This is a genomic window from Streptomyces sp. NPDC005899 (assembly GCF_040629645.1).
GTDB lineage: Bacteria > Actinomycetota > Actinomycetes > Streptomycetales > Streptomycetaceae > Streptomyces.
The window spans coordinates 1-12,315 of record NZ_JBEXWB010000183.1; the positions used below are offsets into that span (position 1 = coordinate 1).

Here is a 12,315-nt window from a genome sequence, read left to right on the forward strand (position 1 = left end):
TGCATGGTGGTCTCGGCCGGCGACTCCGGCGACTCCGCGGGCACGTCCGCCGGCGCCTCGGAGCCGGACTCGCCGGGCAGCGCGTCCGCGGCGGGCTCCGCCGGTGCGGGTGCCTCCGGTTCGGGTGCCTCCGCTGTCGCGGGTCCCGGCACGAGGGGCTCGGGTGCCGCGGGTTCCGGTGCGCCCGCGTCGCGGAGCGTCCGCTCGGCCGCGGCGATCAGCGGGTCCGTGGAGGTCTCCGCCGCCCGCCGCGGCAGCGCGTTGGAGTTGGCCTCGGCCACCGAGCCCGGCAGGTTGAGCGTGGGCGCGTCACCGGGCGTCTGCACGGACGGCGGGGAGGCCGTGGGCGGTTCCTTCGGCAGCAGGGCCTGCGGAAGCACGACGACGACCGTCACCCCGCTCCCCTTCTGCTCGCGCAACTGGACCCGCACACCGTGGCGTGCCGCCAGGAGCGAGGTCACCTGGAGCCCGAGCCCCGCCCCGTCAGCGGCCTGCTCGCCCGCCTCGAACGAGGCCGGGTCGGCCAGCCTGGCATTGAGCTCGCCCATCCGGACCGCCGACATGCCGATGCCCTCGTCCTGCACGGACAGCATCACCTCGCCGGTCTCCAGCATCCAGCCGGAGAGCTCGACCTGCGAGTCCGGCGGCGAGAACGCGGTCGCGTTCTCCAGGAGTTCGGCGACGAGGTGGCTCAGGTCGTCGGCGGCGAAGCCCGCGATCCGGGTGTGCGGCGGCAGGGAGCGGATCACCACCCTCTCGTAGCGCTCGATCTCGCTGACGGCGGCACGCATCACGTCGACGAGCGGCACCGGGCCCGCGGGACCGTGGCCGTGCTCGGCCCCGGCGAGGACCAGCATGTTCTCGCTGTGGCGGCGCATGACGGTGGCCATGTGGTCCAGCTTGAAGAGCGTCGCGAGACGCTCCGTGTCCTGCTCCCTCTCCTCCAGGCCCTCGATGACGCCGAGTTGGCGCTCGACGAGGCCCAGGGTGCGCAGCGAGAGGTTGACGAAGGTGTGGTGGACCGTGTTCTTCAGCCGCTCCAGCTGGGCGCCGAGCTCGGCCACCCGGGCCTGGAGTTCGGCGCGCTGCTCGGTGAACGCCTCCCGGCCCGCGAGCAGCTCGGCGCGCTCGGCCTGGAGCGCCTCCAGACGGCCTGTGACGTCGTGGTGCAGACCGTGCAGCTTTCCGTGCAGGGTGTTGATGGACCGTACGACCTGGGCGAACTCGTCGTTGCGCCCGTTGTAGCGGACCGGCTCGGCGGTCTCGGGTTCGGCGGCGATACGTGCGGCACCGATCCGCAGGACGGCGAGCGGCTGGGTCAGGGTCCGCGCCACGGCGGTGGAGACGCCGATGGCGATCAGCACGCAGCCGCCGAGGAGCGCGAGCCGGAGTTCGAGCGCGGTGACGTCGTCGTCGCGCAGCTGTTCCAGGCGCTTGACCTGGGCCGTGCCCAGAGCGGATTCGACACTCCGCATGCGGTCGATGCGGGCGGAGAGGGCGGCGTTCACCTTCCCAGGGTTCGACTTGCGGTCCGGGTCGGAGAGTTCGGGGCGGTCGGTGAGCCGCGTGAGGTACTTCTCCGCGCTGTTGACCTCGGGGCCGGTCACCGTGGAGGCGAGTTTGTCCCGTGCGGTGGGGCCGGCGGCCTGGTCGAAGTCGGCGAGGGAGGCGAGCTCGCGGACCCGCGCCTGCTGGGCGGCGGCGCTCAGCTCGTCCCGGTCGCGGTCGTCCTTGCCGTCGCTCCCGTCCTGTTCCGGGACGGGCAGCCCCGTGACGGGGTCGATCCCCGGGTCGGCCGTCTTCGTGCCGGGGACGGAGAGCGCGGCCACGAGCAGTCCGCGGGCCGCGGACGCCTGCTCGACGGCTCCTCCCAGGGCGAGCGGTGCGCGGGTGGCGTCGGCGGCACGCGGCGGGGTCCTGTCGGCGAGCTCGGCGGCGAGGTCGTGGAGCTTGGTGATGACCTCGGTGTAGGCCTGGTGGGCATCCATCGCCGAGCCCTTGCCCGTCAGGGCGGTACGGCGCAACGAGGCGATGGTGGAGAGGTCACGGCGCAGCGCCGCGGGGGCGGCCTCGTGGATCTCGTCCACCTGCTGGTCGACGCGGGCCGCGGCACCGGCGGGGCCGCTCCCGCCGTCCTCGGCGGCGTCGTCCTGCCGGCCGGCCGCGATGTGGGCCGTGACCTCGTCGCGCTCGTCGGCGAGGGAGTGCGCCAGGATGATCGCCTGCTGGTTCAGCTCGGCGAGCGTCACGAGCCGCTGGGACTCGTTGAGATCGGCGGAGGCCCCGAGGGCCGCCGGGGCGCCCGCCGCGATGACGGTGATCCCGACGACGGCGACGCCGGCGACGAGCCGGCTCCGCACCCGGACGGTCCGCCTGCCGTCACCCGCTGCCGGTGTGACCGCCCCGGTCTCCTCGCGCGTGCCGTCCTTGCTCCGAGGCCGCTTCTTCTGCACCGGTGCTCGCAATCTTGATTCGTCCACCCTTGAAGCAGAGGTGACGCACGGTTACGTGAAAGGCCGCCCCCGCCCCTGGTACGGCTTCTGACCATTCCAGCGCTTTTGGGAGGGGGGCGCGCATCAACCGCTCCGCCACACGAACGAGTGAACATCACTCCGGAGTTGGCGAACAAGTCTCCCCATCGGGCCGTCCGGTCATGCGCGGACCGCCGGGTGGAACTTCGGCCCAGGCTTTGGCAGGATGCCCGCCCGCATATGCATGGAGCACCTCCTTCCGCCGGCGATCCGCGCTGACCTGCTGATACGGACCGGCGCGCGGGACGCGTGGGGCCGGTGAAGGCGTCGTGCAGACTGGCCGGATGCGCATCGAACTCGCCACCGAGCCGGGCAGCCCCGAACGCCCCAACGAGGACTGGGCGTCGGCGGTCGTTCCCGCGTCCGGCCAGGGCGGTGTCCTCGTCCTGCTCGACGGCGTCACGCCGCCGGCCGGCGACGTCGGGTGCGTGCACCCGGTGCCGTGGTTCACCGCGCGGCTCGGGGGCTCCCTGGCGGAACTGGGGGCGTCCCGACGGGACCTGACGCTGACCGAGGTCCTCGCGGAGTCCATTCGGCGCACTGCCGATTCACACGGCGGGGGGTGTGACCTTTCTCACGCGCGCACGCCTCAGGCGACGGTCGTGCTGGCGCGCTGGGACGAGGAGCGGGTCGAGCACCTGGTGCTCTCCGACTCGGCACTCCTCCTGGAGGCCCCCGACGGGCTGGTCGTGCCGGTGCTCGACGACCGCCTCGACCGGCTGCCCCCGGGCCTCCTGGCCTCGGTCGCCGCGACGGACACGCAGGCGCGGAACAAGGAGGGCGGCTTCTTCACGGCCGCCGCCGACCCCCTGGTGGCCGCCCGGGCGGTCACCGGCGTCACCCCGCGCGCCGCCGTCCGGGCCCTGGCGGCCCTGACCGACGGGGCGGGCCGCTGGACGGAGACGTTCCGGGAGGGCGACTGGTCGGCGGCCTTCGGGCTGCTGCGCAAGGCGGGGGCGCAGGGGCTGATCGACCGCGTGCGGGAGCTGGAGCGGGGTGACACGGAGCGCACGTACCTGCGCCGGGGCAAGACGCACGACGACGCGACCGCGGTGCTCGTGGAGTTCTGACCGCCCGGCTCCCAGGAGCACCGGGCCCGGGCCCTCAGTCCTCGGCGCGTTCGTTCAAGTGGTGCAGCAGCCGGGCGAGTTCGGCGACCTCGGCCCGGTCCCAGTCGGCCAGTTTCCGGGCGTACCGCCCCCGGCGGGCGTCGCGCACGCTGCGGAACCGGGCGAGGCCCTCGTCGGTCAGGTGGACGAGGGAGGCGCGGCCGTCCGCCGGGTCGTTCTCGCGTGCCACGAGCCCGAGTGTCTCCAGCGCCCGCAGCTGCCGGCTCATGGTCGCCTTCCCCACGCCGAAGTAGGCGGCGAGATCGGTGGCGCGCTGGGGGCCGGTGGATTCGAGCCGGACGAGCAGGCCGTAGGCGGCGGCCTCGAGGTCGGGGTGGACCTCGCGGGCCATCTCACCCGAGGTGGCCCGCGCCCTGCGCAGGAAGACCGACAGCTCCCGCTCCAGCGCGAGGAACTCGTGGTCCACACCACTCCCGGGCGTAGCGCCGGGTTCACTTCCGCTTCCACTCCCGTGCACGTCAGCACCCCTCGTACGCTTTCCAGCCGATGAAAGTTTCTTTCAGCTCCGGCCATCACCGCAGCTGGGCCAGTATTTCGCAGGCGTAGACCTTAGGCGGCGGCCGGGCCCCCTTCCGGAGGCCGGGTCTACGTGCGTAGCTTCATGGGTGCCAAGGGTGGCATGTCCACACCATGGCGGCACGCACCGCAGGGGTGTCCCGCACCCGCCCCCGCGCCACGAGCTCCCCCCACCGAGCCTTCGGAGGCACGCACATGCCCGTGCTCAGACCCGCAACCACGATGTCCCGCCGCCCGCGTACCGCCGCGGCGGGAGCGCTCCTCGCCGCCCTCGCCCTCCTGCTCGCCCTGCCGGGCGCCGCGTCGGCCTCGGACACCGCCGTCCCCGAGCGCGGCACCGCCAGGATGGGCCAGGGCGTCATCGCGCACGACGGCCAGCGCCCCGGCGGCTCCACCGGCACCACGGCGGTCCAGACCGAGGGCGTGGACGTCAGCAGCCACCAGGGCAACGTCGCCTGGCCGACCCTCTGGAACAGCGGCGTGAAGTGGGCCTACGTGAAGGCCACGGAGGGGACGTACTACAAGAACACGTACTTCACGCAGCAGTACACCGGCTCCTACAACGTCGGCATGGTCCGGGGCACGTACCACTTCGCCACCCCCGACACCACGAGCGGAGCGGCCCAGGCCAACTACTTCGTGGACAACGGGGGCGGTTGGTCCAGGGACGGCAGGACGCTGCCGGGTGTGCTCGACATCGAGTGGAATCCGTACGGCGCGGCCTGCTACGGCAAGACCCAGGCCGGCATGGTCGCCTGGATCCGCGATTTCGTGAACACCTACAAGGCCCGCACCGGACGCGACGCGGTGATCTACACCGCGACCAGCTGGTGGAAGGACTGCACGGGCAACAACTCCGGTTTCGGCGCCACCAACCCGCTCTGGGTGGCCCGCTACAACACCACCGTCGGCGAGCTGCCGGCCGGCTGGAGCTACTACACGATGTGGCAGTACACCTCCTCCGGCCCGACGGTCGGCGACCACAACCACTTCAACGGCGCCCTCGACCGCGTGGTGGCGCTCGCGAACGGCTGACGTCCACGACGCGCGCCCGGCCCCGGTGACGGAACCCAGTCGCCGGGGCCGGGCGCTTCCCGCCCCCTCGCTATACATAGCGCGTATACGCGCTATGTATAGTCACCAGCGTTCCGCACCACGGGGGTGTGGCCGGCCATGGGGAGTGACCGCTGTGCCAGCGAAGACGAGACCGTCCGGTACGAGGTTGACCGCCGCGCTTGTGACGGCGCTCACGCTGGCCCTCGGCGGCTGCTCGATGGACACCACGGCTCCCGCGTCCGCCCGCGGCGAGGCCGCTTCCGACGCCAAGGGGTCGTTCGGCTCCGCGGACTGCCGCAAGGCCAAGTGCATCGCCCTGACCTTCGACGCCGGCCCCGGGAAGGACACCCCCCGCCTGCTGGACATCCTCAAGGAGAAGAAGGTGCCGGCCACGTTCTTCCTGCTGGGGAGGAACCACGTCGTCGAGCACCCCGGCACCGTGCGGCGCATCGCCGCGGAGGGGCACGAGGTCGCCAACCACACCTGGTCGCACAAGATCCTCACCGGCAGGAAGCCCGGCGAGATACGCGCCGAACTGGAGAGGACCCAGGACGCGATAGCCGGCATCACGGGCCGGAAGCCGCGGCTGATGCGCCCGCCGCAGGGGCGTACGGACGACACCGTCTCCGAGATCAGCAAGGAGCTGGGCCTCGCCCAGATCCTCTGGAGCACGACCGCGAAGGACTACTCGACGAACGACTCCGCGCTGATCACGAAGCGGACCCTGGACCAGGCGGGCAGGGACGGGATCATCCTGCTGCACGACATCTACGAGGGCACGGTGCCCGCGGTGCCCGGCATCATCGACGCGCTGAGGCGGGAGGGCTACACCTTCGTGACGGTGCCCCAGCTGATGGCCCCCGCGGAGCCGGAACCGGGCACGGTCTACCGGCCCTGAGCCCGGCCCGGGGGCCGTCCCGGTACGTACCGGGACGGCCCCCGGACGCGCGGAACGGCCCGCCCTCCCTCACGGGATGAGCGGGCCGTCCGTACCGGCCGCGTGCGTGATGCCGCGCCCGTCACCGCGTGGCGCCTACGCCGCGGCCGGGACCCTGTCCGCCCTGGCCGAGGCCGGGGCGAGTGCGATCTCCAGAACCTGCCGGACATCGGTCACCGGGTGGACCTCCAGCGTGTCGAGGACCTCGGCCGGCACGTCGTCCAGGTCGGGCTCGTTCCTCTTCGGGATCACCACGGTGGTGATACCCGCCCGGTGCGCGGCCAGCAACTTCTGCTTCAGGCCGCCGATCGGCAGCACCCGTCCGGTCAGCGAGACCTCACCGGTCATCGCCACGTCCGTGCGGACCAGCCGCCCGGACAGCAGCGAGGCCAGCGCCGTCGTCATGGTGATGCCGGCGCTCGGGCCGTCCTTGGGGACCGCGCCCGCCGGGAAGTGGATGTGCGCGCCCCTGTCCTTGAGGTCGGCGACCGGCAGCTCCAGCTCCGCGCCGTGCGACCGCAGGAAACTCAGGGCGATCTGCGCGCTCTCCTTCATCACGTCACCGAGCTGGCCGGTCAGGGTCAGCCCCGAGGCACCCGTCTCCGGGTCGGCCAGCGACGCCTCGACGAACAGCACGTCACCGCCCGCTCCCGTCACCGCCAGGCCGGTGGCCACACCCGGCACGGCGGTGCGGCGCTCGGCCGGGTCCTGGGCGGATTCCGGGACGTGGCGCGGACGCCCGATCAGACCCCGCAGATCGGCCTCGGTCACCGTGAACGGCAGCTCCCGCTCGCCCAGTTCGTGCTGAGCCGCGACCTTGCGGAGCAGCCGCGCGACGGCACGCTCCAGGTTGCGCACGCCGGCCTCCCGGGTGTACTCGCCGGCCAGCTTGCGCAGCGCCGGCTCGTCGAGGCTCACCTCGTCCGCCTCCAGACCGGCCCGTTCCAGCTGGCGCGGGAGCAGGTGGTCACGGGCGATGACGACCTTCTCGTCCTCGGTGTAGCCGTCCAGGCGGACGAGCTCCATGCGGTCGAGCAGGGCCTCGGGGATGGCTTCGAGCACGTTGGCCGTGGCCAGGAAGACCACGTCGGAGAGGTCGAGCTCGACCTCCAGGTAGTGGTCCCGGAAGGTGTGGTTCTGCGCCGGGTCGAGCACCTCGAGCAGGGCCGCCGCCGGGTCGCCCCGGAAGTCGGAGCCCACCTTGTCGATCTCGTCGAGCAGGACGACCGGGTTCATCGAACCGGCCTCCTTGATCGCCCGCACGATACGGCCCGGCAGCGCGCCGACGTACGTACGCCGGTGCCCCCGGATCTCGGCCTCGTCCCGGACGCCGCCGAGCGCGACGCGGACGAACTTGCGCCCCATGGCGTGCGCCACGGACTCGCCGAGCGAGGTCTTGCCGACACCGGGCGGACCGACCAGGGCCAGGACCGCGCCGCCGCGCCGCCCGCCGACGACGCCCAGTCCCCGGTCGGCCCGCCGCTTGCGCACCGCGAGGTACTCGGTGATGCGCTCCTTCACGTCCTGGAGTCCCGCGTGCTCGGCGTCGAGGATCTCCTGGGCGCCCTTGATGTCGTAGGCGTCCTCGGTCCGCTCCGTCCACGGCAGCTCCAGGACGGTGTCGAGCCAGGTGCGGATCCAGGAGCCCTCGGGGCTCTGGTCGGACGCGCGCTCCAGCTTGTCGACCTCCTTGAGCGCGGCCTCGCGGACGTGTTCGGGGAGGTCGGCCGCCTCGACGCGGGCCCGGTAGTCGTCGGACTCGTCCTCCGGGTCGCCGTTGAGCTCGGAGAGCTCCTTGCGCACGGCCTCCAGCTGCCGCCGCAGCAGGAACTCGCGCTGCTGCTTGTCGACGCCCTCCTGGACGTCCTTGGCGATGGACTCGGCCACGTCCTGCTCGGCGAGGTGCTCGCCCAGCCACTGGATGGCGAGCTTCAGCCGGGCGACCGCGTCCACCGTCTCCAGCAGCTGCACCTTCTGCGCGGTGGTCAGGAAGGGCGAGTAGCCGGAGTTGTCGGCGAGTGCGGAGATGTCCTCGATCTGCTGGACCCGGTCCACGACCTGCCAGGCTCCGCGCTTCTTCAGCCAGCTGGTGGCGAGGGCCTTGTACTCCTTGGCCAGCTCGGCCGCCGAGCCGGGCAGGGGGTCGGGCGCGGACGCGTCGATCCTGGTGCCCTCCACCCACAGGGCGTTGCCGGGCCCACTGGTGCCCGCGCCGATCCGCACCCGGTCACGGGCCCGGATGAGCGCCCCGGGGTCTCCGTCCGAGAGCCGGCCGACCTGTTCGACGGTGCCGAGGACGCCGGTGCCCGTGTAGTTCCCGTCGATGCGCGGGACGAGCAGCACCTCGGGCTTGCCGCCGCCGGGCCGGGCGACCGACTGGGCGGCCTCCACGGCGGCGCGTACCTCGGCGTCCGACAGGTCGAGCGGTACGACCATCCCGGGCAGGACGACCTCGTCGTCGAGCGGCAGCACGGGCAGGTCGACCGGCGTGTGCGCCCGGGACGCGTTGGACTCAGCAGTCATGATCTCCCCTTCGGCAGGCAAGTTGAGCTATGTACGCTCAATGCATGTGAGCCGCTGAATGTTCCCCATGCCTTGTTCGCTCTGAGCGATCACGACCCACCTGCGGGTTCCGGGCGAGTCGCCGCGGGCGCGCCCCCCGCAGGGCACAGCGCCACAGGGAGCGCGCCCATTCCCCCGCCGGTGGTACCCCCCGCAACCGGCGCCCCCACCCTTCGCCACGCGCGTCCCCCCGTGTCGGGCGGAAGCGGTGACGCGGAATCAATCGGCTGGTCCCGGCGGCCGGGGAGCAGGAAGGATGGACCCGACCCCGACCCGACCGGAGACCGGAGACCGCGCCATGCAGGCCACGCACGCCCCAAGCCCCGTCACCCTCGACCGGCGCGAGGGGCCCTACGGGGAAGTCGTCCTGCGGGAGCGCGGCGGCGACTACGAGATCATCGCCAACGGGTGCTTCCTGATGGACACCTCCGACGGGCGGTCCGAGCGGCTGCTGATCGACGCGGCGCTCGCCGCCCTGCCCGCCGGCAGGCCGGGTCCCTCGGTGCTCATCGGGGGGCTCGGCGTCGGGTTCTCCCTGGCCCGGGCGGCTGCGGAGCCGCGCTGGGGGCGGATCGCGGTCGTCGAGCGGGAGCAGGCCATCGTGGACTGGCACCTCACCGGGCCGCTCGGCCGCATCTCCGGGCCGGCGCTGGCGGACCCCCGCACCGAGATCCTCCGCACGGACCTCGTCGAGTACCTCCGGACGACCACGGAGCGTTACGACGCGCTGTGCCTGGACATCGACAACGGCCCCGACTGGACCGTTACGGAGGGCAACGAAAGCCTCTATTCGCCCACCGGTCTGGCCACCTGCCGGGCGCGCCTGACCCCCGGCGGAGTCCTCGCGGTGTGGTCCGCGCAACCCTCCCCCGCCTTCGAGGAAGCGATGCGGAATGCCGGATTCCACGCGGTACGGACCGAAGAAGTAGCCGTTGCCCGAGGTGTACCGGACGTGGTCCATCTCGCACGCGCGGCCGACTGAACCCCCTCCCGGACCCCACAGGCCCGGTGCGCCACGCCACAGGCGGCACGAGGCAGGCGATCCGCCCCTCCGGAGGGGGTAACGGCTTCGCGACGGACACCACCCTGCGTAGCCGGGAGCCATCCCCTGCCTCTACGCTGCTGACCGGCACAAGGGATCACCGACGACATCCACAAGCGACAAAACCGTGCCTCCGGGGGAATGGCCTCCGTGAGGACGGGCAGGGGCGGGGCGATGGAACAGACACACACCACCCACAACGGCGTCGCGGCCACGCCGGGAGCTCAGCGCCGGGTGCTGGTGGTCGAGGACGACGCGACGATCGTCGACGCCATCTCCGCCCGGCTGCGGGCCGAGGGCTTCCTGGTGCAGACCGCGCTGGACGGTCCGGCGGCCGTGGACGCGGCGGAGGCCTGGCAGCCCGATCTGATGGTGCTCGACATCATGCTCCCGGGCTTCGACGGCCTGGAGGTCTGCCGGCGCGTGCAGGCACAGCGCCCCGTCCCGGTGCTGATGCTCACCGCACGCGACGACGAGACCGACATGCTGGTCGGCCTCGGGGTCGGCGCCGACGACTACATGACCAAGCCGTTCTCGATGCGCGAGCTGGCCGCGCGCGTCCACGTGCTGCTGCGCCGGGTCGAGCGGGCCGCGCTGGCCGCCGTCACCCCGCGCAGCGGCATCCTGCGCCTGGGTGAGCTGGAGATCGACCACGCGCAGCGCCGGGTCCGGGTGCGCACGGACGACGTCCACCTGACGCCCACCGAGTTCGACCTCCTGGTGTGCCTGGCCAACACCCCGCGCGCCGTGCTCTCCCGCGAGCAGCTGCTGGCGGAGGTCTGGGACTGGGCGGACGCCTCGGGGACCCGCACGGTCGACAGTCACATCAAGGCGCTCCGCCGGAAGATCGGCGCCGAGCGCATCCGTACCGTCCACGGCGTCGGGTACGCCCTGGAGACCCCCGCGCCATGACCCGGCCCGGCTCCGGACTGCGGCCTTTCTCGATCAAGGCCAAGCTGGGCGCGCTCGTCGTGATCTCGGTGTTCATCACCACGGGTCTGCTGATCGTCGCCCTGCGGACGAGGACCGAGTTCCGGTTCATCACGGTCTTCTCGGTGATCGCCACGTTGCTGATCACCCAGTTCGTGGCCCACGGCCTGACGGCACCGCTGGACGAGATGCGGGCCGTGGCGCGGTCGATCTCGCACGGTGACTACACACGGCGGGTGAGCGGCGCCGGCCGGCGCGACGAGCTCGGCGACCTGGCCCAGACGATCAACCGCATGGCGGACGACCTCGAGGCGGAGGACCTGCACCGCAAGGAGCTGGTGGCCAACGTCTCCCACGAGCTGCGGACGCCCATCGCCGCGCTCCGGGCCGTCCTGGAGAACGTGGTGGACGGAGTGTCCGCCGCCGATCCCGAGACGATGCGGACGGCGCTCAAGCAGACCGAGCGCCTGGGCAGGCTGGTGGAGACCCTGCTGGACCTCTCGCGCCTGGACAACGGCGTGGTGGCGCTGAAGGCGCGTCGCTTCGAGGTCTGGCCCTACCTCTCGGGTGTGCTGAAGGAGGCGAACCTCGCGGCCTCGCGGCGCCGCCTCTCCTCCGGTTCCGGCAACCACTCCCGTACGGACGTCCATCTGCATCTCGACGTGTCCCCGCCCGAGCTGACGGCCTACGCGGACGCGGAGCGGCTGCACCAGGTCATGGCCAACCTGATCGACAACGCCGTCAAACACAGCCCGCCGCACGGCCGGGTCACGGTGCTGGCGCGGCGCGGGGCGTACCCCGAGTCCCTCGAACTCGAAGTGATCGACGAGGGCCCGGGCATCCCGGAGGCGGAGCGGCACCGGGTCTTCGAGCGGTTCAACCGGGGCCAGGCGCCGTCCCCCCACGGCCCCGGCAGTGACGGGGGCACCGGCCTGGGACTGGCGATCGCCCGGTGGGCGGTGGATCTGCACGGCGGCCGCATCGGTGTGGCCGAATCGGCGCGCGGCTGCCGGATACAAGTCACTCTTCCGGGGAACCAGCACCTTCGAGGTTGACCGTTCGTTCGAAGCGGAGGTCCTCGTTCTCCCCCTGAGGCCGGGAGGAGATACGGTCCAGGGGGCCGCATGATCGGCCTCGCGTACCCGAAGTGCAGCGGAACCCCGCTTGTTTCCCGCCATTTCATGCGCCGAAACCCGGCTTCCGATGTGATGTGCACGACGAAGACCGGCCCGGCCTGCACGTTACGGCTGGGGAGGCGTAGCCTTGATTTCCGCTGTCCATCACCTTGTGAAGCGGAAGAGGGCGGTTGCCGCCGTGTCGTCTCAGTCCCCCAGTAACTCGAGCATCTCGACCGATCAAGAAGCGGGCTCCGGGTCCAACCCGGCCGCCGCTTTCGGCCCCAATGAGTGGCTCGTCGACGAGATCTACCAGCAGTACCTCCAGGATCCCAATTCGGTCGATCGCGCCTGGTGGGACTTCTTCGCCGACTACAAGCCGGGTACCTCCGGCGCGGCGGACAAGCCCGTCCCCACAGCTGCGGCCGCGTCGCCCCAGGCGCCGGCCTCCCCGGCCGTGAACGCGGTCGACAACACCGCCCCGGCCAAGGCCGAG

Annotated in this window: 10 protein-coding genes; 7 read left to right on the forward strand and 3 right to left on the reverse strand. The window is 72.2% G+C overall.

Annotated features, from left to right (window positions below; all coding sequences use genetic code 11):
- Positions 1 to 2,453 (reverse strand): nitrate- and nitrite sensing domain-containing protein (locus ABZ371_RS20135; RefSeq protein WP_358681368.1); only part of this gene is annotated, 2,453 nt, incomplete at its 3' end.
- Between the two features lie 362 nt (positions 2,454 to 2,815).
- Here ABZ371_RS20135 and ABZ371_RS20140 point away from each other — a divergent pair.
- On the forward strand, positions 2,816 to 3,601 hold the full coding sequence (locus ABZ371_RS20140) for a hypothetical protein (RefSeq protein ID WP_358681347.1): 786 nt from the start codon (positions 2,816 to 2,818) through the stop codon (positions 3,599 to 3,601).
- Between the two features lie 34 nt (positions 3,602 to 3,635).
- Here the strand turns inward: ABZ371_RS20140 and ABZ371_RS20145 are convergent, their stop codons facing one another.
- Positions 3,636 to 4,118: a MarR family transcriptional regulator gene (locus ABZ371_RS20145; RefSeq protein WP_358681350.1), complete on the reverse strand. Its 483-nt coding sequence runs from the start codon at positions 4,116 to 4,118 to the stop codon at positions 3,636 to 3,638.
- A 254-nt stretch (positions 4,119 to 4,372) separates the two neighbouring features.
- Here ABZ371_RS20145 and ABZ371_RS20150 point away from each other — a divergent pair, with 254 nt between their 5' ends.
- Positions 4,373 to 5,212 (forward strand): lysozyme, encoded by an 840-nt coding sequence (locus ABZ371_RS20150; RefSeq protein WP_358681353.1) that lies wholly within the window; start codon positions 4,373 to 4,375, stop codon positions 5,210 to 5,212.
- Between the two features lie 238 nt (positions 5,213 to 5,450).
- Positions 5,451 to 6,131, forward strand: coding sequence for a polysaccharide deacetylase family protein (locus tag ABZ371_RS20155; protein ID WP_358681371.1), 681 nt, complete (start codon positions 5,451 to 5,453; stop codon positions 6,129 to 6,131).
- A 135-nt stretch (positions 6,132 to 6,266) separates the two neighbouring features.
- Here the strand turns inward: ABZ371_RS20155 and lon are convergent, their stop codons facing one another.
- Positions 6,267 to 8,693: an endopeptidase La gene (lon, locus tag ABZ371_RS20160; protein ID WP_358681356.1), complete on the reverse strand. Its 2,427-nt coding sequence runs from the start codon at positions 8,691 to 8,693 to the stop codon at positions 6,267 to 6,269.
- 337 nt (positions 8,694 to 9,030) lie between these two features.
- Between lon and ABZ371_RS20165 the strand changes: the two genes are divergently transcribed.
- The 4 genes from ABZ371_RS20165 to ABZ371_RS20180 all read left to right on the forward strand — a co-directional run.
- A complete protein-coding gene (locus ABZ371_RS20165; protein ID WP_358681374.1) occupies positions 9,031 to 9,714 on the forward strand; it encodes a spermidine synthase in 684 nt (227 codons plus the stop codon).
- 234 nt (positions 9,715 to 9,948) lie between these two features.
- Positions 9,949 to 10,686 (forward strand): response regulator transcription factor, encoded by a 738-nt coding sequence (locus tag ABZ371_RS20170; protein ID WP_358681359.1) that lies wholly within the window; start codon positions 9,949 to 9,951, stop codon positions 10,684 to 10,686.
- Complete coding sequence (locus ABZ371_RS20175) at positions 10,683 to 11,759, forward strand: ATP-binding protein (protein ID WP_358681362.1); 1,077 nt, start codon at positions 10,683 to 10,685, stop codon at positions 11,757 to 11,759. Before ABZ371_RS20170 ends, ABZ371_RS20175 begins: the two co-directional genes overlap by 4 nt.
- A gap of 259 nt (positions 11,760 to 12,018) precedes the next feature.
- On the forward strand, positions 12,019 to 12,315 hold a 297-nt coding region (locus tag ABZ371_RS20180; protein ID WP_358681365.1), incomplete at its 3' end, for a hypothetical protein.